Below are 21,169 nucleotides of genomic sequence, written 5' to 3' on the forward strand. Positions count from 1 at the left end.
TGGAGGTGCACCCTCGGACACCTGTGCGCGTGCCCCGCGCGGCCCGCCGTACGCCCCGCAATATGACCATTCGGTCACCGCTCTTCCTGTTCCGCCCAGAAAACGGTCACCTGCCGGTACCGTCCCGGAAAACGGTTGATGCCGCCCGTCTTCCGGATATCGGGGGACGTAACGGCACGTGTACACAGGGGACTTGATGTTACGTATGCAGCGCACCCGCCGTCGTATCCGCCCGGCCCTGGTCGCCGCCGCCGCGGCCTCGCTCGCCCTGCCGCTCGCCGCCGCCGGTGCGGCCGTCGCGGCGCCGGCCACGGGCACCGCGCCGGCGCAGCCGCGGCCCGCCTCGGAGCGTACGGCGATGTACGCCCGGGACCACGACGGCGTGCTGTGGCAGTACGAGGGCACGGGGTGGACCGTTCCGCCGTTCCAGCCGCGGACGAGAATCGGCGGCGGCTGGGACCAGTACGTGAAGATCACCTCGCTCGGGGGGACGTCGGCCGGCGGCACGGGGGACGTCGCGGCCGTCGACAAGAGCGGCAAGCTGTACTTCTACCAGGGCAGCGGCAGCCCGTCCGCGCCGTTCAAGGTGCCGCAGGGCATCGGGTACGGCTGGGACCGGTACACCAGCATCACGGGTGCGGGCGACGCCGACAACGACGGCAAGAACGACCTCGTGGCCCGCGACGCCGACGGCGGCCTCTACTTCTACGCCGGTACGGGCAAGCCCTCCGCCCCGTTCGCGCCGCCGGTGCGCGTGGGCGGCGGCTGGCAGGTGTACGACCGCCTGGCCACCTTCAAAGACGGTCTGCTGGCCCGCGACACGGACGGCGTGCTCTGGAAGTACCAGGCCACCGGCTCCGGTGACCCTTCCCGGCCCTTCGAGAGGCGGGTCCGCGTGGGCGGCGGCTGGAACGTCTACGCCGACTTCGCCGGCATCCGGGACCTGGACGGCGACCAGCTGCCCGATCTGGCCGCCCGCGACCTCGACGGCAACCTGTCGGTCTACGCGGGAATGCGCTACCAGGGGGAATCGTTCCCAACAAGGCCATCCCGGTCGGTGGCGGCTGGAACATCTACGACCTCCTGTTCTGACCTGCTCCGGTCCGGCCCGCTCCGGTCCGCTCCGGTCCGGCCCGTTTCGGCCGGCCGGAGCGGGGCCCGCCGCACGCCCGGCAAGCCCCGGCCGCTCGAACACGGGCAAAGCGCCCAGGAAAGGACAACCTTGAGCTGGTGACTGCCGGTGCACCAGCTTGCCGGCGCGGCCGGCTCCACCGTCCTGCACGCGGCGTACACGGCGTACACGGCGCCGGCCGCCCAGGCCGGCACGTGCCGCGACGGCACCGTACAGCACCGGCTGCGACCGAGGCCGGCGACGGCACGACCGAGGTGACGCCGCTGCGCAGCGGCTCGCGCATCCTGCGGTACGACGCCGCGTGCGCCGACGGGCACCCGGCCAGACCCGCCTACCACGGCGGCTCCCGCCTCCCGCCTCCCGGGCCCACGGCACGACCTTGTCCCGCATGCGCTGCTGCGCGGCGGGCTGCTCCTCGGTGAGCGGGCCGTGGGAGGCCAGGGGCAGCCGCCCGCCCCAGTCCCGGTCTTCGGCCGAGGGCTGAGCGGTGCCGGTCATGACGCGGCGAAGGCGGTGATCAGGTCGGACAGGGCCTGCGGTGCCTCCATCGGTACCTGGTGGCCGCAGTCGACCGACGCGATCGTGACGTTGGACAGGTAGGGCACCGTCAGCTTCTTCTGCATCTCCAGGCCCCAGGCCGGGTCGCCGTCCGCGACGATCAGCAGGGTCTCGACGTCGATCGGCGCGGCGCGCTCGGTCCAGTCCTCGTATATCCCCTCCTTCAGCCAGGCGTCCCAGGCCTTGCGGTTCATCCGCGCGTAGTCTTCGCAGGCACGGTCGAACACTTCCGGCTCCAGCGGCAGCGCGGTGCGATCCAGCACGAACTTCTTGGCGTCTGCGTCACCCCGACGGCTCTCGAACAGTTCGCGCGGCAGGTCCTCGCCGCCGGCCTCTTGCCCGAGCGGCGTGGGGGTGATCAGCACGAGCTTCGCCGGTGGAGGTGCGAGCCCCAGCCCGGCGCCGGCCCGGCCGGCAAGGATCTGCATGATCTTGCCGGTCATCGAGTGGCCGACCAGCACGTAGTCGGTCAGGCGGAGTTCGTTGATCGTGGCGGCGAACGCAGCGGCCATCTCGGCCATCGTGTAGCCCGGGACCGCGTGCGCCTCGCCGTGGCCGGGCGCGTCCACCGCCACGACCCGGAACTGCTCCGACAGCGGCGCGCTCGCCTCGATCCATTCACGGCGGGCGAAGCTGAACGAATGCGAGGTCACAAGGGTGCGCCCCGGGTACTTCGCATGGGGCTGCTGAGGAGTGTCGGTGAAGGGAAGTATGGTTCTAACCTCCGGTTGCCGTCGGTGGTAGGGGCGGGGTGGTCGGTCGGGTGAGGAGCAGGCCCTGTACGGCGGTGCGGGCCAGGCGCACGCAAGAGTCCACGTCGACGGGCTGGTGGCCGAGCAGCAGGCGGAACGCCACCGGGCCGAAGAGCAGGTCGATCGCCGCATCGGGTTCGACGTGCGGGTCGAGTTCGCCGCGCGCGACCCCGCGTTCCCACAGCGCCCGGAGCGCCGCGCGGCGCGGGGCGAAGAACCGGGCGTTGAGCAGCTCGGCGGTGCCGGGTTCCAGCACGGCGGCAGCGACGAGCTGGGCGAAGACGACGCCGTCGCGGCCTTGGTAGTACTCGGCCAGGTGGGCGACGGCCTGGACCAGGTCGTGCGCGCTGTCCCCGGTTTCGACCAGCGGCACCAGGCGGTCGATGTGCGCGGCGAAGGCTTCGATCGCCAGCGCGGTGCGGTGCGGCCAGCGCCGGTAGATCGCGGGCTTGCTCACCCCGCTGCGGCGGCTCGCCGCCTCGACCGTGCACGCGGCGACGCCGCCTTCCCGGAGCAGTTGCGCGGCGGCGGTGAGTACGCGCTCCTCGTGCGCGGCCTCGCGGGGCCGTCCCCGCCCGCGGTTCTGCGGGCCGGTCACAGCTGGGCCCGGGGCCGGACGGCCTGCAGTGCGCCGTGCCGTTCGCCGGACACTTCCCGGGCGAGCGGATCGAGCCGCGCCAGCACCGTGTCGTCATCCTGCAGTGGCCGGTGCAGGTAGTACAGGTCGATGTGTTCGACGCCCAGGCGCAGCAGTGAGGCATCACAGCAGCGGCGCACGTAGTCCGGCTCCCCGCGCACACGGCGACGATGATCACCCGCCGAGCGGTCGATGCCGAACTTGGTGGCCACCACCACGTCCTCGCGCCGGTCCGCGATCGCACGGCCGAGCAGGACCTCGTCGTGTCCGGCACCGTAGATGCCGGCGGTGTCCAGCAGGGTGGCACCCAGATCCAGGGCCCGGTGGGCGGCCGAGAGAGCCCGGTCCCAGTCGGACCGGCCGTAGTACTCGCCCATGCTCATGCAGCCCAGTGCCTGCGCCGAGACCTGAAGCGTTCCGAGCGGGGTGTGACGCATCGCCACCTCCTTAACGTTCCGGTACGTAACGTAATTTGGATCCCACAGATCCGCAACACCCGCCCCCGGAACTCGGGCGGTACAGCGCCGAACCGCCCGTGGAAAGGCCACCCCGGGGACCGGGGCATGGCCGAGGTGAAGATGAAGCGCGCCGAGCAGGCCCACCATGCCGCCGCGGTACACCTGGCGGCCGCGGACCAGCCCCCGCACCGTCGACCGGCACACCGTTCCACGAGCTGGAGGCCGCCCGGCCGCGTACCCCCGGACCACGTGTGGGCTACGCGGCCGGGCGGCTACCACACCGAGGCCGAGCGGCGCGAGGCCCTGCGCCAGTTCACCGGCGGCATCGACGCCGCCGGCCGCCGGGCCCACCGCACCCTCCCCGCCTCCGTACACACCCTCGGCAAAGACAACGACACCACCAGCGAACACGGCATCGAAGCGACCTGCTTCGCCGGCACCCGCGGCTCCCAGGCCGAGAGCATGCAGAACACCGGCCGGACGCTGCGCCCCCACCGCGACGGCCGCACGAAGACCGCCCGCGTCATCGTCCCCGTCTTCCTCCAGCCCGGCGAGAGCCCGACCGACATGGTCGCCTCCGCCAGCTTCCGCCCGCTGGTCGCCGTGCTCCAGGCCCTGCGCTCGCACGGCGAGCGCAGGGCCGGACAGCTCGCCTCCCGCGCCCTGACCCGCAGCAAGCACCAGCGCAAGGTGCACGTCAAACGCGACGCGCAGGGCCGGGTCATCGGCGCCGGCACCGAGGGCGACGGTGAGGGCCAGGAGCAGGACGACACGGACGCGGCGGCCGAGCCGGCGCTGCTGCACCCTCTTCCCGGGATGCGGCGACGATCGCCGCCTTCCTGCGCACGCGGGTGTACCGGCCGGTTCGCTGGTGCGGCTGGAGGGCTACCAGGCCTGCTGCGCCGGCACGCCGAGAACAAGATCACCGGCCTGTACGCCGTCCCCTACGACGTCAAGACGACCGTCGGCGTCACCGAGGACCTCCCGCTCGGGCGGCGGGTGCGCCAGCAGCGCAAAGCGCTACGGGCCGGAGAGCTGAAGGAGCGGCGCAAGGAACTCCTGGACGCGCCGGAGGCCGGCATGGTGTGGGAGCCGGGCGAAGAAGCCGGGAGAACCAGCTCGCCACGTTCCGGTCCCGCCGGCGGGCCACCGGACACCTCGCCCCGGCAAGACGCCCAGTGGAGCGAGGACGAGGCGATGGCGCCCATCGGACAGCACATGGCCAACCTCCGCAGGAAGGGCGGCCTGGACAAGGACACGCAGCGGGCGGCGGAGCACGCGAAGCAGCGGACCGCGATCACCCCGCACTGGCACTGCCCCTGACCGCTGAACTGACAGCGGCACTACCGGGTGCTCGCCGACCTCGTCGACGCCGACGGAGTGCTGCCCTACATCGCGCCGGGCGTCGTCTTCGACTGCGATGACATCGGCACGTGGCGGTGGAGGCAGCAGGAACCGGGCACCTGGGCCCAACTCCTCCCCGAGCAGCGCGAGCGGCTGGCCGCACTGGGCATCAAGGGCGCTGAGACGCCGGCTCCCGCCCCGACGGCCGCGCGCACGACGAAGGGCCCGAGCAAGACCCAGCAGGCATTCCAGCGAGGCCTGACCGCCCTGGCACAGTGGGTGGAACGCGAGGGCGTGGGCCGGCCGGTCCCGCGAGGCCACGCCGAGGAGATCACGGTCGACGGCGAGATGGAACCGGTGCCCGTCAAGCTGGGGGTGTGGCTCTCGAACACCAAGAGCCGGCGGGACAAGCTCGACCAGGAGCAGCGCACCGCCCTGGCGGCGCTGGGCATCGACTGGGCGAGGGCGTAGGAAGGATGGTGGTGCCCGCTCCGATCATTTGGAGCGGGCATGGTCAGGGGGCCACCGCAGGCCTCGGTCCCTGGGTCTGCGTGGCAATGGCGGTCTTCTTCCACGGTGCTGCCGGATCGCCGAGCGTGTCGAGCATGAGTTGACACCAGGTGATAGCCGCGTTGGCAGCGAGCTGGGCGTGGCGGATGCCAAGGTTGCTGGGAGCGCTGGCCTGACCATGTCCGGTGCCGTATCCGCGGTTACGCAGTTCTGCCACACCTACGGCAATTGAGGCCACTCCGCCGAGGATCTTCTTGACTGCATCCGTGCCGTCTGGGCCGGGAGTAACGGATGAGGCGTCGAGGTGGAGAGCCTTCTGAACCTGCTTGACGAGTGCCGGGACCTTTGTGTGCTCGTCGAAGGCGATTCCTCGTTCCCGCAGTACGGTCTTCGCGGTCGCCTCAATCAGTTGTTTGGCGCTTCCGATCGCAGCAGCCGGATCGTCTGCGATGGTGCGGCTAACCCGTTCCAGTTCCGCCAGGATGCCCGACGGGTCGGTCAGCTTCTCCAAGTGGCCCGTGGCGACGGGCGGCGCAGCCACGAGATGCGCCCTCGGTCGTCCACGCTCAAGCCGTCGCGTTCCAGCTTGACGGTGACTTCCTCGAGCCAGTTGCCCTCCCAGCCGCTCTGCCGGTGGTAGCGGATGAAGTCTTCGAAAACGAGGAGTGCTCGGGATACCTGGGTGTAGTCCGCCCAGTCGATCGCGGCGGCGTATGTTTCGAACGTGATGCGGCGCACGCTCGTGTCGTCGTAGTTCAGCTCGTCCTCGGGAACGGGGGCGAAGTTGTGGTTCTGCCAGGCCTCGGAGACAAGGCCCACCGTCATGTCGGTCGCCAGCGAGCGGAACTCGTTGCGCGTGGCTCGGCTGATCAGGTCTCTGCGGTACGACGACATGCCCAGACGATAAGGCTGGCCGATGGCCTTGGGAGCGGGATTTTCCTCCTCCAAGACGCTGAACGGTGGCCGCACGGCGAGCGCCGCCCAGCCTTGAACGCCTGGCTGGGCGGCGGCCACCGCGCCTTGGTTGCCCTAGTCGGAGGGACGACTCCGCCGGCTGCTCGTCGCCGCACGCAGTCGTCAGAGGAACCATCGGTTCTTCTCACCTCTGTGTGCTTGATCCGCAGGGCATGCGCTGTGAAAGTGCCCACCCGAGCAGGTCAACACGGCACTGTGGTGGAGTGACCCATCATCCGGGCATTCTGCGGACCGCTCCCTTGGGGGAGAAACGGCCTCGTCACTGATCTTCCGCTTAGCAAGCCGCTACGGACTGGAGGCTAAGGCACTGCGGTCGTGCTGGCACTGGCGCAACCACCAGCCCAAGCACGACAGCGGCGCCTGCCGGGCCGACGCCGAGGTACTGCTGAACGTAGCCGGGCGTCATCTCCTGGCGGGCATGTGCGGCGTCGAGGAAGACGTGCTGGCGAGGGCGTTGCCGTCCTGGGCGCGGCAGGACGGCAAGCTGCCGGCCGAGGGAGATGGAGTGCCGACGGCGGCGTGGCGGATCGGCGGCGTTGTTGCCGGGCCGGTGGCGTTTGGCTGTCGGCTGTGCGCGGCCCGGCGCACGGGGACGGCTTTCCGGGCGATGCGGTGCGCCCCGCGGTGGGATCGGGTGTGCGTGCGGCACGGGCGGTGGCTCTTGGACGCGGACGCCGACCAGCCTCGTGAGTACCTGGACGTGCGGCACGTGCCGGAGGTGGTCGGGGCGCAGCGGCGGTGGGCGGGGGTGGCGCGGCGGGCCGTGCGGGCTGGGGCCGAGCCGGAGCGGGTTTTCGCTCTGGCGTGGGTGGTGGTCGCGCGGTGGTGGGATCAGGCCTGTGGCTGGGAACAGGAGACGATCTGGCTGCGGCGGCTGCACCAGGTCGCGGGCGGGAATGCAGGTGGTGATCTGGAGTGGTGGCGGATTGTGGGGCGGGATGCGGTCGTCTTCCCTGAGGTGGTGACGGTCGCGGACGCGCTGCTGGACCCGGCTATGGCGGAGCTGGTGTGGAGGGACAGTGGTGCGGGACGGCCGCGGGCGCTGCCCGCCGACGGGATGTTCTGCCGCAGGCTCGGTGAGCGGCTGGGACGGGGGTGGCTGGGGCCGCTGGCCGCGACGGACCACGGCGAGCCGCTCATCGCCTGGATGGGCAGCGTCATCCGTCGGCGCCGCGGAGCCGGCGGGCCGTCCGGCTACGACAACCACCCGTGGTGGCTGCGCCAGGAACACCAGGCCGCAACTATGGCCGGCCAGCTGCGGGTGCTGGGCAAGGAGAAGAAGGCGCCCGGTTCGGGGACGATGTGGCGGGCTGCGGTGCCCGCAGAGCAGCGCAGGCTCATCACCAACGCTATCGACAGTGCCGAGGAGCAGCTGCTGCAGCTGCGCGGGGTGCACAGTGGGCCGACCGCCGAGGTCGCCCGGCGGTTGCTGTGCGGTCTCGGTCACAGTGCCGGTCTGATCGAGAACGCCTGGAAACGCACGGCGGTAGCGGCGGTGAACGGCGGGGTGCCGCTGGAAGAGGTCGCCCGGTGGGTGGACATGCCTGCCGAGGTGCTCCGGAAGATGCTGACCGCGGACAGACGGGGTGACGACCGCTGAGAGCGATGCGTCAGGGAGTCGGCAGTTAGCTGATACGGCACTCGTTCGTGGCAGGAACACTGAAAACAGTGGTCCGGGCGGGCGGGAGCAGCTTGGCTGGCGCGGGTGAACAGCACACGAGCGGCGCGGCCCAGGAGCTGGGCAGGGCGAGCGGCCGTCGACCGGGGTGGCGGGTTCTAGTACTGCAACGGTGCTTGCCGTGACTGGTGGCCAGGATCAGGGGCTGTGCCCGCGTTGCTTGTAGTGACTGTTGCGGGCTTGGTGCTGGCGCCGTCGACGCCAGTGTGACCAGTACAGGATGTGCTCGGCCGGTGCCGGCCGGCGGTGGGTGAGTCGGTAGATCAGACGCCGGATTTCGGCAAGACTGAGGTGGATGAGCTGGGAGGATCCGTTTCTGCTTTCTCCGCATCCAGCTCACGGGCCCGCAGGACAGTCAGGCAGGCGTGGGCGGCCATGGCCAACGTCATGTGGCGGTGCCAGCCCGGGTAGCGGCGGACCTGGTAGTCGTCCAGCCCGCACTCCTGCTTCGCGCTCTGAAAACATTCCTCCACCGCCCATCGGCTCCCGGCGACGCGGATCAGCTCGTCGAGAGTGGTGCCGGCGGGGCAGTAGGCGATGTAGTAGGAGATTTCCTCGGGCCGGCTGACGCTGCGACGGGCGATCACCCAGTGCTGACGGTCCTCGCGGTGCCAGGGCCGCACCTCAACGCGGGCCCAGTCGAAGATCCGCCGTCCGTGGGCCCCCTCGCCGCAGGAGCGGCGTTTCCACTTCTGCCGCGGCAGGCCGGGGAACAGGTCGTGGACGGGGTGGTCGATGGCCCAGCGGGTGACGACGGTGTCGTGCCGGGTGGTGGCCATGACGTGAAAGACATCGGCCTGCTCGAGCTCGAAGCGCCAGCCCTTGCTGAAGCCGTAAGCGGCATCGGCCGTCACCCACCGAAACGGGAGCCGGTCGGCGATGGCCCGGCGGATCATCTCCTTGGCCATGGCCACCTTCGTCTCGAAGGCGACACTGTCGCCGATGCCCGCCCGCCGGCATCGCTCACGGTCATCCGTCCACGACGCGGGCAGATACAACCGCCGGTCGATCAACGTGCGTCCGCGGCCCGTCGCGTAGGCGAGGAAGACCCCGATCTGGGAGTTCTCGGTGCGTCCCGCGGTGCCGGAGTACTGCCGCTGGACCCCGGCCGAGCGGACGCCCTTCTTCAGGAAACCGGTGTCATCGACGATGAGCACGGCGTCCCGGTCGCCGAGGTGTTCCACGACGTAGTCACGTACGTCGCCCAGGACCTCGTCAGCATCCCACTCGATGCGGTTCAGCAGCCGGTGGATGCGATCGGGGCCGCCATAACCGGCCTCCTCCGCCAGCGTCCAGCCGTTCTTCCGCTCCAGCGGCGAGATCAGCCCGCGCATATAGGCCAGCGCCGACTGGCGCGGCTCCTCCCGGCTGAAGCGGTGCACGAACCTCCCATGCACCGCTTCAAGCTCACCCGCCCACAACCTGACATCAGCAAGGCCCCCACCCATAACCAGACCAACGACCCAACTGGCCACCAGTCACGGCAAGCACCGTTGCAGTACTAGGCGGTGTTCCTTGACCCGGTGGGCCAGGCGGTGCAGCAGCGGTGGGCGGATGCCGCCACGACCGTGGCGTTCGAGGACTTGGCGCCGGTGTCGGCGTTCCCGGTGGTCCCGGGGCGGCGCTGGGGGCCGGGCCTGTGGTGGTCGGCGACCACCGGACGGCACGTAGCCGCGGGGTCGAACGCGATGCGTACCCAGCTGATGGCCCTTGACCGCGACCCGGACGTGACCGGGCTCGCGGGGCGGCCGGTACGGCTGCTGTGGCGTGATGGACGGGGCCGGGGCTGGCTGCACACCTACAATCACCACCGCGGACACACCGCACTGAAGGGCCAACCACCCGCCAGCCGCGTCCCCAACCTCACAGGGCAATACAGTTAGGCGACCGGCCCGCCCCCTTCCTCGCCTTCACCGGGCCGGACGACCACGTAGCCCTGGCCCGTGGCGGCCTGGTACTCCGTGTCTCCACCGGCGAAGTGCACGGTGACCGGGGTGAGCATGTGGTAGCAGAGCACCGAGGTCGAGACGCCGAAGACGCCGGGGGAGTCCACGAACAGCGGTGCCTCGGCCATGACGTACTTCATGCCTGCCTCAAGGTGCGCGTCGGAGATCCCCTCGCCGTCCGGGCGGTTCGTGACGACGGCGCGCACCATGTCCCGGCAGGCCGCGGCGAAGGGCTCGTCGTACTGGACGGCCTGGTCCACGCGGGCGCGTACGGCCTGGTACTCGGGGGTGTCCTGGATCCCGGAGAGGGGCCGGACGCGGAAGCGGGCGATCTCGGGGCCCAGGCTCTCCGTCGCCCGATGGATGCGGCGGCGTACGTCCTTGAGCGTGCGCTTCACCGACTTGGCGGCCTCGCGGGGGTCACGGCCGTCCGCGATCTGCATGTCGTCGATGTGGGTATCGACATAGACGACGTCCGTCATCTTGAAATGGTGCGCGGCCCACTGCAGCAGAGCCGTGAGCCGGTGCTGACTGAAGTAGCTGTTGCCTGCGCTTATCCCGATGAGGGCGTGCTCGCCCATCTTCCATAATCGCTCGGACTCCTCACCGAGGGCTTCTGACTGCATGCCGTGGGACTCGCCGAGGGGCACGGTATTCAGCATGTCGGGGGAATCTCTCATTCCTCTTCTGTTCACGCGGATTTCATATTCTTCAGGGCGTCGACCAGGCGCATGCATACGTCGTCAAGGATTCCGGGAAGCAGCTCATCGCCTCCCATCGGACTGAACATCTGGTCGTCCAGGCGGCGGCGAACGGCGCTGAGTTCCGGGGTGCTCACGCCGTTCTGGTCCAGGGTCTCCAGCGCCCGTCGGGCGCCGTCGAGGCAGCGGTACACGCCGTACTCGGGCGGCTCTTCGAGAAGCCCCCGTGCGCTGCTGAGCAGATACGCGGCGAGGAGGGCGACGTCCTCGTGCAGCCGGTCCGGCGCGGCGGACTGCCGGTTCGGCACCTCAGACGGCCGGGGTCGTGGCGGAGTGGTTTCCCCAGACTTCATGGCTGACGACCTCCTTCTTGTCGCGGCGTTCGGAGGGGGTGGGCGGGCTCGCGGGCCGGCCGATCGGCACGATCAGCACCGGCTCGATGTGCTCGGGAAGGCCGAGCAGCGCGCCGACCGCGTCCTTGCGGAAGCTGTGCACGGGGCATCCGCCCAGGCCGACGGCGTGCGCGGCGAGGAGCAGGTTCTCCACCGCCATGGCCACACAGAGCTTGCTGGTGGCGTGGATGTTCTCTGCGGCCGCCGGAGACTGATGCTTCGTCAGGCTCTGGTCGACGCAGGCGAGGACGCAGAACGCGGGGGTCCCGATGATGCCGGGGGAGAAGGCCCGCAGGCGCCGCACGGACGCCGGATCACGTACGACGACGAAGGACCAGGCCTGCTTGTTGGAGGCGGAGGGGGCCGCGAGCATGGCGTCGAGCAGCTGGTCGATCACGGAGTCGTCGACCGGCTCGGGCGCGTAGTTGCGGACGACGCTGCGGGTGCGGAGGACGTGCAGCGCGTCCGGTAACTCCCCGGGTGGTGCATCCTTCTGGGGGTTCTTCGACATGCGTTTCCTTTCAGGTAGGGCCTTCGGGATTCTCCGGGCGAGGGATTCTGCCCGTGGTGCCCAATTCTTGTCGTGTGCCGTCCAGGAGTACTCAAGCGAGACTCGAGGCGCATCAGGTATGGGTACCTAATCCGGCGTCCCAGGGCCTTGAGCTATTCGATCTCTGGAGGATTGTTAGCACATCAACAATCGTTCACGCAAGGACAGGTGGGTGAGGGAATAGTCTTCCCTTGCGAGGTGTTCAGAAAGACCCTTCGATGCGTTCCGCCCGGCCGCATCTGCCGTAGGGGTGCGGTTGGTTGGGTGACCGTCAGCAAAGATTCGGACCGGCGTCGCGTGGGTGTCGACTTCTGTGGTCGAGCTGTGGCTGCCTGGTCGGCCTGTCGCGCCCTCACAGCGGAGCAACGTCTTAACGTGCGGCCATGGACCACACTCCGATGCCCGAGCCACTGCGGCGGGCGGTGCACCAGCTTGGTTCCGAAGCGGTCATGAACTTGGGGGAGGTGCTGCGCTACACCGAGCCGGATGTCGCCTATGACTGGAAGCGGATGACGATGATCCGTGCCACGGACGCCGCCGACACGTCGGACATGGTCTCCATGCTGATCGCCGCCTACTGCCAGGGCACCGGCATGGATCTGGACACCCTCGCCTCCCACCTCCAGATCCGGCAGCAGCGCCGCCGGGCGGCCGGCCCGACGGATGCGGACCGGCACGAAGTCGCCGGGATGCTCGGAGCACCACTTCCCTCCGATGACGACGGAGCGCGGGCGCAGTTCTCCTGGGGGCAGATGTACGCAGAAGAAAGGCCCGAGGTCGACGCGCAGCGGTTGTTCACCGAGGCATGCCGGCACGGGCTACGGGCCCGGCTGTGTGACGACGTCGCCTCGCTGGACAGCTACCTTCTGCCCCATGTCGCGGCGTTGGTGCGGAAGGTCGCCGAATGCCTCGAAGTGCCGGAGCCGACTCGCGCGAAAGTGTCCTGCACTTTTGCAGTTCGTGTTCCGGGTGTCTCGCGCCCACTGCGCCACGCGGCCCGGCGTAAGCACACGTCAGAGGCCCTGCTATCAGGACGCCGGCATGAGAGGCCGACGGACGCTGAGCCGCGAGTCGGCAGCTGGACCTGGTGTTCGTCGGCGAGCCGCCGCAGCGCAAGACCGGTCTCAGCATCTGATCACTGCGCCTTGGTGAAACGGGCTCCGGTGCCCGTTTCGGCGTGGGCCGGAGGCCTGTGGGTACGCGTACCCGCGGCCAGCTCGCCGCGGGGCCACGCTAGCGGGTGCCGCGCCCTGGCTGCCGGCTACGGCGTGGCGTCACGCGGGGCCGGGGTGCTGTTCTCCGTGTCCGGCATGGCCGCGCCGGCCTCCAGAGCAGCCGGGCCCCACGGGCGTTCGAGAGTCTGGCGCAGGGTGGTGAGTGTCGGTGGGCCGAGGCGTTTGCCGAGGTCGTCCTCCAGCCGGGCGATCAGGGTGCGGGCGAGACGGTGCACGCGTCGGCCTTCGGCGGTCATGACGATGATGCGGCGGCGGGCGGAGGCGGGGTCCGGGGTCTGTTCGAGCAGGCCCATGCCGATGAGGGCGTGAACGGCCTGGTGGGCGCTTTGCCGGGCGACGTCCATCCAGCGGGCCAGGTCCGAGACGGTGGCGCCGTCGGGCGGCAGGTGGGCGAAGACGTTTTGCTGGCCGAGGGTGATGGGCCGCTCGCCCGCATCGGCCATGGCGGCGGCGAGCGCCGTGTCGAACCAGTGCTTGGCCTCGGCGAGGAGTTGGGGGAGGTTGCGGTCGGGGTTCATGAAAGGTCCTCGCTGGGGTCGTCGGCTGTCACCTGAGAGCCGGCGGAGTGCTGGGAGGCCGGCGCGGTGCCGGCGGCCCAGGCGCGGAAAGCGGTGGGTGTGGTGCCGGTGCGTCGGCGGAAGAAGGCGCTGAAGGCGGTGGCGTGGTGGAAGCCGACGCGTTCACCGATGACGGCGGGGGCAGGGCCGTGTGCGCGAGGAGGCGTTTGGCCTCCAGCAGGACGCGGTCGTCGATGAAGCGTTTGGCTCCGCAGCCGACGGCCGCCCGGGTGGCGCGGGTGAGGGTGCGCACGCTGTAACCGAGCCGGGCGGCGTACTCCTCGACGCGGTGGGTGCGGCAGAAGCCCTCTTCGACGGCCTGCCGGAAGCGGCGGAAGGGCTCGTCGCCGGGGTTGTCGGACGGCGGGGTGCCGTCCGGGTGGGCGAGGTGGAGCAGCAGGGCGGACAGCAGGCTGCGCATGGCTTCGATGTGGGCCTTCAGCGGCAGCGCGGCCACGTCGCCGTAGCCCTCTTCTAGCGCCCTGCGGATGTGGCCGAGGGCGGGTGTCTGACGGGCGGTGGGACGCAGCAGGCGGCACCGGGTGTGGTCCTCCGCGCCGGTGATGCCGACCGTGGCGGTGCTGAGGAAGCCGGGCGGGAAGAGGATCGCGGTGCCGCCGGCCGCGGTCAGGTGCGTGAGGAACTGCAGGACCTGCCCCGGACGTACCCACAGCCAGGTACCGGGGGTGAGGTCGAAGGTGCTGAAGTCGACAGAACAGCGCAGGGTTCCGGTGGTGACGGTGAGCAGTTCGTGGAAGGCCGGACGCCGGGGACGGTAGGGGTCGAGGCCGTGGCCGCGCGCCCGTGCGGCGAGCCGGGGAAAGCCGAGAACCTCCACACCCGGTGGCGAGCCGGGAGTGGGGCGGTAGGGGACGGCCACGATGCCGTCGGCGGTCCCGCCCTCAGGGCGTCCGTTTCTGTTCATGACGTGTCTCAAGTGTAGGGGATGGCCCTTCTGGCACCGCCTTAGCGTTGTGGTGCGAGCAGGTGGCGATGAGCCGGCGTGACAGGGCCTGCCCGGGCGGTGGCGCTCAGGCGCCACCGCCGCTCGGCGACCGGAAACCATCAGTGAGGCCGGCGGTCCGGCCGGTGTGAGGGAGGGCTGCTGTGCGGCTGATCATCGGGATGACGGGAGCGACCGGCGCGGTCTTCGGCGTCCGGCTGCTGGAGAACCTCCAGCAGCTGCCGGAGGTGGAGACCCATCTGGTGTGCTCGCGCTGGGCCCGCTCGACCATCGAGCTGGAGACGGGACGGTCGGCACGGGAGATCGCCGCGCTGGCCGACCACGTACACGCGCCGGAGGACCAGGGCGCGCCGATCGCCTCGGGGTCGTTCCGCGTGGACGGGATGGTCATCGTGCCGTGCTCGATGAAGACGCTGGCCGGAATCCGCACCGGGTACGCCGACGGACTGGTGGCCCGCGCCGCCGATGTGGTGCTCAAGGAGCGGCGCCGTCTGGTGCTGGTGCCGCGGGAGACACCGCTGAGCGAGATCCACCTGGAGAACATGCTGGCCCTCGCCCGGATGGGCGCCCAGATCGTCCCGCCCGTGCCCGCCTTCTACAACCGCCCGCAGAACGTCGACGACATCGTCGACCACATCACCGCCCGCGTCCTGGACCAGTTCGGCCTCCCGGCACCCGCCGCCCGCCGCTGGCAGGGCATGCGCGAGGCCCGCCGGGAACGGCCCGCTGCCTGACATCCCACCGCCGGCACTCAACAGCGAACCGAAGGAGCCTTTTCCATGGCCCACGACGACCTGCGCAGTTTCCTCGACGCCCTGGACCGCGAGGGCCAGCTGCTGCGCGTCACCGACGAGGTGATGCCCGAGCCGGACCTGGCCGCGGCCGCCAACGCCGCCCCGCGTCTGGGCGACACGGCCCCGGCGCTGTACTTCGACAACGTCACCGGCTTCACCGCCGCCCGCATCGCCCTGAACGTCCACGGTTCCTGGGCCAACCACGCCCTGGCACTGGGCCTGCCCAAGGACACCCCGGTCAAGCGGCAGGTGGAGGAGTTCATCCGCCGCTGGAACGACTTCCCCGTCGCCCCCGAGTGGCGCGCGGACCCGCCGTGGGCGCAGAACACCATGGACGGCGACGAGGCGGACATCTTCCAGGTGCTGCCGCTGTTCCGTCTCAACGACGGCGACGGCGGCTTCTACATCGACAAGGCCGCGGTCGTCTCCAAGGACCCCGAGGACCCGGAGAACAGCGGCAAGCAGAACGTCGGCATCTACCGCATCGAGGTCAAGGGCAAGCGCAAGCTCGCGCTTCAGCCCGTGCCCATGCACGACATCGCCCAGCACCTGCACAAGGCCGAGCAGGCGGGCGATGACCTGCCCGTCGCCATCACCCTGGGCAACGATCCGGTGATCTCCATCGTGGCGTCCACCCCGATGAAGTACGACGAGAACGAGTACGAGCTGGCCGGCGCGCTCCGCGGCGCTCCCGCGCCTCTCGCGTCCGCCCCGTTGACCGGCCTGCCCGTGCCGTGGGGCTCCGAGGTCGTCATCGAGGGCGTCATCGAAGGCCGCAAGCGCGAGATCGAAGGTCCCTTCGGGGAGTTCACCGGCCACTACTCCGGCGGCCGCCGCATGACCGTCATCCGCATCGACAAGATCTCCTACCGCAGCCGGCCGGTCTTCGAGCACCTCTACCTGGGCATGCCCTGGACCGAGGTCGACTACCTGATCGCCGCCAACACCTGCGTGCCGCTGTACCAGCAGCTCACAACGGAGTTTCCGGAGGTTCAGGCGGTCAACGCCATGTACACCCACGGCCTGGTGGTCATCGTCTCCACCGCCAAGCGCTATGGCGGCTTCGCCAAGGCCGTCGGCCTGCGCGTGCTGACCACACCGCACGGTCTCGGCTACGCGACCACCGTCATCGTCGTGGACGAGGACGTCGATCCCTTCAACCTGCCCCAGGTCATGTGGGCGCTGTCGACGAAGATGAACCCGTCCGGGGACCTCATCCGTATCCCCAACCTGCCGGTCCTCGAACTCGCACCGCAGGCGCAGCCCCCGGCATCACCGACAAGCTCGTCATCGACGCCACCACGCCCGTCGCCCCCGATACCCGCGGCAATTACGGCAATCCGGTCCGCGACCTGCCCGAGGCCGCGGCATGGCTCGACCGCCTGCAGCAGCTGGCCGCCGACCGCTGACCCAGGCCCGCCGGCCACCGGCCGACCGGGCACGACCGCATCAAGGAGCCGCATGTCCGAGAAGACCGTCTGCCCCCGCTGCGCCCACCCCGCGATCACGCGGCTGTTCACCTCTCCCGTCCCCGGGGCGTGGGACGTCCTGCAATGCGAGCAGTGCCTGTACTGCTGGCGCACCAGCGAACCGGCACGCCGCACCACCCGCACCGCCTATCCCGACAGCTTCAAGCTGACCGTGGAGGACATCCGCAGCGCGCCGGAGGTCCCCGCCGTCCCCCCGCTGCGCCGGGAGCGTGAAGGCCGTGAGCCATCCCATACCCACCGGGAACTCCCGCACCGCCCCGTTGTCAGGTAACCTGACATCAGGCTCTTCACGAGGAGGAGAAACACTCTTGACCGCCGAATACGCGACCCGCTACCGCACCCACTCCCACATCCCCGCCGAGCCGGGCGTCCCCTACTTCATCGAAAAGGGCATGGGTGACCGCGCCCACCTCTTCGGCGACCTGGTCACCATCTACGCGGGCGGTGAGCAGACGGAGAACACCTTCAACTTCTTCACCGTCGAAGGCCCCAAGGGCGACATCATCCCGGCCCACGTCCATCCCGACACCTATGAGGTCTTCTACATCACCGACGGAGCCGTGCGGCTGTTCGCCGAGGACCTTGAGGGCAACCAGTACGAGAAGCTGCTGACCCCCGGCGACTTCGGCTTCGTGCCCAAGAACTGTCCGCACGCCTACCGCATCGAGCGCCACCACAGCCGCGTCGTCGGCGTCGCGGCCGCCCCGGCGGAACCTTCGAGCGGTTCTTCGAAAACCTCGGTGTGCCCGCCGAGCAGCTCGGCCTGCCGCACCAGCCCGTCATCCCGGAACCCGGGAAGTTCGCGACCGTCCCGCAGCAGTACGACGTGCGCTTCCTGCCCGACCACCAGTGGCGTACCCGGTGACGGCGCCCGGGCCCTCGCTGCACGAACTCATCGCCGCGCCCCACCCCGACCTCGCTGCCCTGCCGCCCGCAGCGGTGAGCGCGCCCGGGGTACGGGAACTGCGCGGAGTGCCCTACCAAGAGCTCGACGGAAGCCGCCCGCTGGAACTCGACCTCTGGCTGCCCGAGACCGACAAGGCGGCAGGCCCTGTTCCGCTGGTGCTGTTCGTACACGGCGGCGCCTGGCGCCGGGGACGGCGCGACGACATGGGACTGCGCACCCGCCACTGGTCTCCCCGTCCCTTCGCGCGCATCGCGGCCGCGGGCTTCGCCGTCGCCTGCGCCGACTACCGGCTCAGCGGCGAAGCCACCTTCCCCGCCCCGCTGAACGATCTGCGCTCCGCCTTGCGCTGGCTGACCCTGCGCTCGGCGGAACTGGGCATCGACGCCGGGCGGACGGTGGTGTGGGGCGAGTCCGCCGGCGGACACCTCGCCTCACTCCTCGCCCTGACCGAGGCCGATCCCGTGAGCAGGGGGTACGCGCAGCCGGCCGGTGCCGTGGTCTGGTATGCACCGAGCGACCTGACCAGCGTCCGGGGCTGTTTTGCTCCCGACGACCCCGCCACTCCCGAGGCGCGCATGCTCGGAGCGGCCCCGGCCACCGTCCCGGAACGCGCCCGCGCGGCCAGCCCTCTCGCCCACGTCCGGCCCGGCGCACCACCGTTCCTCCTGATCCATGGAGACCAGGACACCCTGGTGGACTGCTCGCACAGCCGGTCCCTCGCCGCAGCACTGGAGCAGGCCGGCGCACCGGTCGAAGCGTGGACGGTGCCGGGCGCCGATCACGGCTGGTACGGCCTGCCCGACGCCGAAGTGGAGGAACTCTTCACCCGCTCCCTGGCCTTCGCCCGCCGTCTCCTGGCCTAGTGCGGCGGCATTTGCGCGCCGGGCGAGGGTGTCACTGATCGCGGTAGCCCATTTCGCGAGTGTATTGCTGGTGAGCGGGGCAACGAGGATCGTGTCCGGGCGGGCAGGACATCCGGTTGCGAGGGTAGCTTGTACTGCCAGCGGACCGGGTGTCCGGTCAGCTCCTCCAGGGCCTCGATTGCATCTTCGTCGTCCTCGCTGAGCCATCGGTACGCGGACGAATGTGAGGATCACGCACACGTCCCAGCCCGCCGCCTGGGCGGCGCGGATGGGGATGCAGCCGGAAGGTCTCCCAGTAACGGGCGAGCTGGCGCAGCGTGGCGCTGGCCGCGCCGATGGCGACGATCAGCCGCGGCACGTCGTCGAGTTGTTCACGGTCGAGTCCAGTGCGGCGCTTGAGCTCGGTGGTGAGGGCGAGAAGGGCGTCGTGGATGCCGGCGACGCTGCCGTAGTGCGTCGCCGTCGGTAGGCCCTGCCCATGGGTGGGAGACCCGCGTGGGGACGAGAAGCAGGACGTGGGCGCCGTGGTGGAAGAACTGGGCGGTCAGGGAGCGCAGCATCGTGGTGCTGCCGCCGCCGCTGGCGGTGGCCGCGGATTCAGGGTTTGCCGGTCAGAGGAGCTTTCCGCGACCCCTGTTCATGTGCGCCTCTCCATTTTTCCTGACCGCCAGGTTGGCCAGGACGACAAGCAATGCGGCCAGCAACGCCGGGAGCCATGGGCGCTGTACCCGCAGTCCGGGAGTGAAGTATCCGGTGAACAGGACGGCGACAACGCCACGCCCCAAAACAGGGTTCCGATCCCGTCGGCTTCCACCAGGTGGAGCGACGCGGCGGCGACGGCAAGGAAACCGAGCAGCACAGCCGCGAGGACAGCAGTGATGACCCCAAGGGCGAGACCGGTCATGCCGAAAGCGGCCAGGGTCTTCTCCCTCCGGGAGAGGGACGCCCAGGTGCTTTCTTCGTCGGGCTGGTGGCTGTCGTCCACGCGTACTCCTTCCGGCGCCCAAACACTGCGGGCGGCACCCCGCCCCAGAAAACGGGGTGCCGCCGGGGAGTGTCTCCTGATCACATGGCAATCAGCATGATCGCCCTGGCGAGGTCGGCGGCGATCCGGCGACCTGCCCAAAACAGTCTCGCGCGATAGGCCTGGTGCTACGGGAATCTCGGCGGTGCGGTCGCGCTAGTCAACTGCGCGCGCGTGGACCCGGCCTTCCTCGATACCGCGATCGCTCTGCTCGAGTCGGTTGAGCGCCGCCCGGAGGAACTGCGGCAGATAGACAACCCGTCTTTGTGTCACGGCATCGCCGGGCAGATCAGCATCCAGCGTCATATCGGCACGGTGGCCAGGGCCCATGGGCGGCACTGGAGCGGCCCCTCCCAGCATACGGTGGAGCAACTCCTGGCAATGACAGACAGTGACTCGCTATTCGGGTTGAGAAACAACAACGTTTCGGGTGTCCAGACGGACTCCCCGGCTTCCTCACCGGCTCGGGTGGCGCTGCGGTCGCTCTCATCGCCCTGGGCAGCGACCGGATCACCAGTGCGGAACATCTGCTGTGCGGGGGGGACGCATGCTGACTGTCACCGCGATGTCGATGTTTCGGCAAGGCCAGGGCCCCGTTGTTCAGCGAGGTGAGCTTCACTGTGCCCGCAGGGCAGATCGTGCCGGTGCTCGGCGCGAACGGGACCGGAAAAACCACGCTACTGAAGATCCTGTGCGGGCTGATCACACCCACGCGAGGCAGCGTGGCCATCGCTGATTGCGACATGCTGCGCCGTCCCACGGCCGCGCGGGCGCACATCGGGGTGTCTCTGTATCCGGAGCGCAGTTTCTACTTCCGGCTGACCTGTGCGCAGAACCTGCGTTACTACGCCTCACTGCGGAACCTCTTCGGGGTCCGGGCGAAGCAGGAGACGGCGCGCCTGCTCGATCTGGTGGGACTTGCGGACCACGCAGGCACCCAGTTCATGCGGCTGTCGTTGGGGCAGCGCAAGCGTCTCGGCCTGGCGCGCGCCCTCCTGGGGAGCCCGCTGCTCCTCCTTCTCAACGAGCCAACGGCGAACCTCGACAGTGAGAACGTCACCCGATTCCACCGAATCATCACCGACTACGCTCGCAGCGACGGTTCGGTGCTGTTCTCCACACATTGCGAGGGCAACGTGGCGAAGGCGACGGAGCAGTTCTTGCACATCGAGAACGGAACCGTGCTGTCGACACCATGCCCTGCTACGCCCGATACCAATGTCCCGACACACTCCCCCGGCCAGCGAGCAGACCTTCAGGAGACTCGGTGAACGTCATCCGGCAGTTCGGTGTTCACGTGCTCCGAATCTACTGGGATGGGTCAGATATTCGCTGTCCTGCGTCACTGCGGCTCCCCGGGGCGGTCCCCTTGAGCTGGGAGAACGCTTCCCTTCAAAGGATCCGTACCCATGTGGTACTTGCGGTGCGGCGGCGCGCGGTCCGCTGGACCCGGCGGAATCGGACTGGCCGAAGCCGCCGGAGCCACCACCCCGAAAGTGTCGCCAGCGCTGCAGTAGCCGATCCCGCCACCAGCGCCTTCTTCATGGTCGTGCGTATCTGCTGCTGGAGAGGCATCTGGACAGCGATGTGATCTCCGCGGACGAGGCGGCTGCGCCGCTGAAGTGGCGGGGAATGCTTGATTAAACCCGCTCGTGAGGGCTCGGGGTGCCGCTGGCCATCGCGGACGCCGGATACGGCGTTC

At 69.8% G+C, this 21,169-nt stretch carries 19 protein-coding genes and 4 pseudogenes; 10 read left to right on the forward strand and 13 right to left on the reverse strand.

All coding sequences use genetic code 11. The annotated features are described in order from the left end of the window. The first annotated feature begins 196 nt into the window (after nt 1-196). Nucleotides 197-1,234, forward strand: coding sequence for a hypothetical protein (locus tag ACEXOX_RS00135; protein WP_406518354.1), 1,038 nt, complete (start codon nt 197-199; stop codon nt 1,232-1,234). A 392-nt stretch (nt 1,235-1,626) separates the two neighbouring features. Here ACEXOX_RS00135 and ACEXOX_RS00140 read toward each other — a convergent pair whose 3' ends face one another. From ACEXOX_RS00140 to ACEXOX_RS00150, 3 genes are all read right to left on the reverse strand, one after another. Beyond that, nucleotides 1,627-2,343, reverse strand: a complete 717-nt coding sequence (locus ACEXOX_RS00140; protein WP_406518355.1) for an alpha/beta fold hydrolase — start codon at nt 2,341-2,343, stop codon at nt 1,627-1,629. A 64-nt stretch (nt 2,344-2,407) separates the two neighbouring features. Further along, on the reverse strand, nt 2,408-3,040 hold the full coding sequence (locus ACEXOX_RS00145) for a TetR/AcrR family transcriptional regulator (protein WP_406518356.1): 633 nt from the start codon (nt 3,038-3,040) through the stop codon (nt 2,408-2,410). After that, nucleotides 3,037-3,516, reverse strand: a complete 480-nt coding sequence (locus ACEXOX_RS00150) for an aldo/keto reductase (protein ID WP_406518357.1) — start codon at nt 3,514-3,516, stop codon at nt 3,037-3,039. The genes ACEXOX_RS00145 and ACEXOX_RS00150 overlap by 4 nt, the downstream gene beginning before the upstream one ends. A gap of 227 nt (nt 3,517-3,743) precedes the next feature. Between ACEXOX_RS00150 and ACEXOX_RS00155 the strand changes: the two are divergent. Further along, nucleotides 3,744-5,352, forward strand: a pseudogene (locus tag ACEXOX_RS00155) (helicase associated domain-containing protein); the annotation flags it as partial. Nucleotides 5,353-5,395: 43 nt separating this feature from the next. On the opposite strand, the gene ACEXOX_RS00160 reads toward ACEXOX_RS00155, so the two are convergent. Both ACEXOX_RS00160 and ACEXOX_RS00165 read right to left on the reverse strand, forming a co-directional pair. Beyond that, nucleotides 5,396-5,902, reverse strand: coding sequence for an abortive infection family protein (locus tag ACEXOX_RS00160; protein WP_406518358.1), 507 nt, complete (start codon nt 5,900-5,902; stop codon nt 5,396-5,398). Next, the gene (locus ACEXOX_RS00165; RefSeq protein WP_406518359.1) at nt 5,890-6,405 is read right to left on the reverse strand and encodes a hypothetical protein; all 516 of its coding nucleotides are present in this window, start codon (nt 6,403-6,405) and stop codon (nt 5,890-5,892) included. The genes ACEXOX_RS00160 and ACEXOX_RS00165 overlap by 13 nt, the downstream gene beginning before the upstream one ends. A 601-nt stretch (nt 6,406-7,006) precedes the next feature. On the opposite strand from ACEXOX_RS00165, the gene ACEXOX_RS00170 reads away from it, so the two are divergent. Continuing rightward, entirely contained in the window at nt 7,007-7,966 is a 960-nt protein-coding gene (locus ACEXOX_RS00170) for a DNA-binding protein (RefSeq protein WP_406518360.1), read from the forward strand. 341 nt (nt 7,967-8,307) lie between these two features. Here ACEXOX_RS00170 and ACEXOX_RS00175 read toward each other — a convergent pair whose 3' ends face one another. Further along, on the reverse strand, nt 8,308-9,492 hold the full coding sequence (locus ACEXOX_RS00175; RefSeq protein WP_406518361.1) for an IS701 family transposase: 1,185 nt from the start codon (nt 9,490-9,492) through the stop codon (nt 8,308-8,310). 60 nt (nt 9,493-9,552) lie between these two features. Here ACEXOX_RS00175 and ACEXOX_RS00180 point away from each other — a divergent pair. Then, nucleotides 9,553-9,835: pseudogene (locus tag ACEXOX_RS00180) on the forward strand (hypothetical protein); the annotation flags it as partial. An 88-nt stretch (nt 9,836-9,923) separates the two neighbouring features. On the opposite strand, the gene ACEXOX_RS00185 reads toward ACEXOX_RS00180, so the two are convergent. From ACEXOX_RS00185 to ACEXOX_RS00205, 5 genes are all read right to left on the reverse strand, one after another. Continuing rightward, entirely contained in the window at nt 9,924-10,652 is a 729-nt protein-coding gene (locus ACEXOX_RS00185; protein ID WP_406518362.1) for a tRNA-dependent cyclodipeptide synthase, read from the reverse strand. A gap of 29 nt (nt 10,653-10,681) precedes the next feature. Then, nucleotides 10,682-11,044, reverse strand: coding sequence for a DUF6092 family protein (locus tag ACEXOX_RS00190; RefSeq protein ID WP_406518364.1), 363 nt, complete (start codon nt 11,042-11,044; stop codon nt 10,682-10,684). Continuing rightward, nucleotides 11,001-11,594: a nitroreductase family protein gene (locus tag ACEXOX_RS00195; protein WP_406518365.1), complete on the reverse strand. Its 594-nt coding sequence runs from the start codon at nt 11,592-11,594 to the stop codon at nt 11,001-11,003. The genes ACEXOX_RS00190 and ACEXOX_RS00195 overlap by 44 nt, the downstream gene beginning before the upstream one ends. Before the next feature lie 1,300 nt (nt 11,595-12,894). Next, nucleotides 12,895-13,386 (reverse strand): MarR family winged helix-turn-helix transcriptional regulator, encoded by a 492-nt coding sequence (locus ACEXOX_RS00200; protein ID WP_406518366.1) that lies wholly within the window; start codon nt 13,384-13,386, stop codon nt 12,895-12,897. A 28-nt stretch (nt 13,387-13,414) separates the two neighbouring features. Beyond that, nucleotides 13,415-14,350, reverse strand: coding sequence for an AraC family transcriptional regulator (locus tag ACEXOX_RS00205; protein WP_406518367.1), 936 nt, complete (start codon nt 14,348-14,350; stop codon nt 13,415-13,417). 182 nt (nt 14,351-14,532) lie between these two features. Between ACEXOX_RS00205 and ACEXOX_RS00210 the strand changes: the two genes are divergently transcribed. From ACEXOX_RS00210 to ACEXOX_RS00225, 4 genes and pseudogenes are all read left to right on the forward strand, one after another. Further along, a complete protein-coding gene (locus ACEXOX_RS00210; protein ID WP_406518368.1) occupies nt 14,533-15,123 on the forward strand; it encodes a non-oxidative hydroxyarylic acid decarboxylases subunit B in 591 nt (196 codons plus the stop codon). Nucleotides 15,124-15,168: 45 nt separating this feature from the next. After that, complete coding sequence (locus ACEXOX_RS00215) at nt 15,169-16,944, forward strand: non-oxidative hydroxyarylic acid decarboxylases subunit C (protein ID WP_406518369.1); 1,776 nt, start codon at nt 15,169-15,171, stop codon at nt 16,942-16,944. Between the two features lie 37 nt (nt 16,945-16,981). Continuing rightward, nucleotides 16,982-17,538: pseudogene (locus ACEXOX_RS00220) on the forward strand (quercetin 2,3-dioxygenase). Further along, on the forward strand, nt 17,535-18,443 hold the full coding sequence (locus ACEXOX_RS00225) for an alpha/beta hydrolase fold domain-containing protein (RefSeq protein ID WP_406518370.1): 909 nt from the start codon (nt 17,535-17,537) through the stop codon (nt 18,441-18,443). Before ACEXOX_RS00220 ends, ACEXOX_RS00225 begins: the two are co-directional and overlap by 4 nt. A 9-nt stretch (nt 18,444-18,452) precedes the next feature. Here the strand turns inward: ACEXOX_RS00225 and ACEXOX_RS00230 are convergent. Both ACEXOX_RS00230 and ACEXOX_RS00235 read right to left on the reverse strand, forming a co-directional pair. Further along, a pseudogene (locus tag ACEXOX_RS00230) lies at nt 18,453-18,650 on the reverse strand (flavoprotein); the annotation flags it as partial. Nucleotides 18,651-19,080: 430 nt separating this feature from the next. Further along, nucleotides 19,081-19,428, reverse strand: a complete 348-nt coding sequence (locus tag ACEXOX_RS00235; protein ID WP_406518371.1) for a hypothetical protein — start codon at nt 19,426-19,428, stop codon at nt 19,081-19,083. Nucleotides 19,429-19,641: 213 nt separating this feature from the next. Between ACEXOX_RS00235 and ACEXOX_RS00240 the strand changes: the two genes are divergently transcribed. Next, nucleotides 19,642-20,079: a hypothetical protein gene (locus ACEXOX_RS00240; protein WP_406518372.1), complete on the forward strand. Its 438-nt coding sequence runs from the start codon at nt 19,642-19,644 to the stop codon at nt 20,077-20,079. Next, nucleotides 20,076-20,738: an ATP-binding cassette domain-containing protein gene (locus ACEXOX_RS00245; protein WP_406518374.1), complete on the forward strand. Its 663-nt coding sequence runs from the start codon at nt 20,076-20,078 to the stop codon at nt 20,736-20,738. Before ACEXOX_RS00240 ends, ACEXOX_RS00245 begins: the two co-directional genes overlap by 4 nt. Nucleotides 20,739-21,169: the final 431 nt, after the last annotated feature.

Origin of the sequence: Streptomyces sp. Ac-502 (assembly GCF_045222935.1) — a bacterium.
Taxonomy (GTDB): domain Bacteria; phylum Actinomycetota; class Actinomycetes; order Streptomycetales; family Streptomycetaceae; genus Streptomyces; species Streptomyces monomycini.

Excerpts from the sequence above, each read along its gene's own strand:
- ACEXOX_RS00135 (WP_406518354.1), top strand. The coding sequence starts at position 197 with ATGTTACGTATGCAGCGCACCCGCCGTCGTATCCGCCCGGCCCTGGTC.
- ACEXOX_RS00150 (WP_406518357.1), bottom strand. The coding sequence starts at position 3,516 with ATGCGTCACACCCCGCTCGGAACGCTTCAGGTCTCGGCGCAGGCACTG.
- ACEXOX_RS00175 (WP_406518361.1), bottom strand. The coding sequence starts at position 9,492 with ATGGGTGGGGGCCTTGCTGATGTCAGGTTGTGGGCGGGTGAGCTTGAA.
- ACEXOX_RS00185 (WP_406518362.1), bottom strand. The coding sequence starts at position 10,652 with ATGCTGAATACCGTGCCCCTCGGCGAGTCCCACGGCATGCAGTCAGAA.
- ACEXOX_RS00190 (WP_406518364.1), bottom strand. The coding sequence starts at position 11,044 with ATGAAGTCTGGGGAAACCACTCCGCCACGACCCCGGCCGTCTGAGGTG.
- ACEXOX_RS00195 (WP_406518365.1), bottom strand. The coding sequence starts at position 11,594 with ATGTCGAAGAACCCCCAGAAGGATGCACCACCCGGGGAGTTACCGGAC.
- ACEXOX_RS00200 (WP_406518366.1), bottom strand. The coding sequence starts at position 13,386 with ATGAACCCCGACCGCAACCTCCCCCAACTCCTCGCCGAGGCCAAGCAC.
- ACEXOX_RS00205 (WP_406518367.1), bottom strand. The coding sequence starts at position 14,350 with ATGAACAGAAACGGACGCCCTGAGGGCGGGACCGCCGACGGCATCGTG.
- ACEXOX_RS00215 (WP_406518369.1), top strand. The coding sequence starts at position 15,169 with ATGGCCCACGACGACCTGCGCAGTTTCCTCGACGCCCTGGACCGCGAG.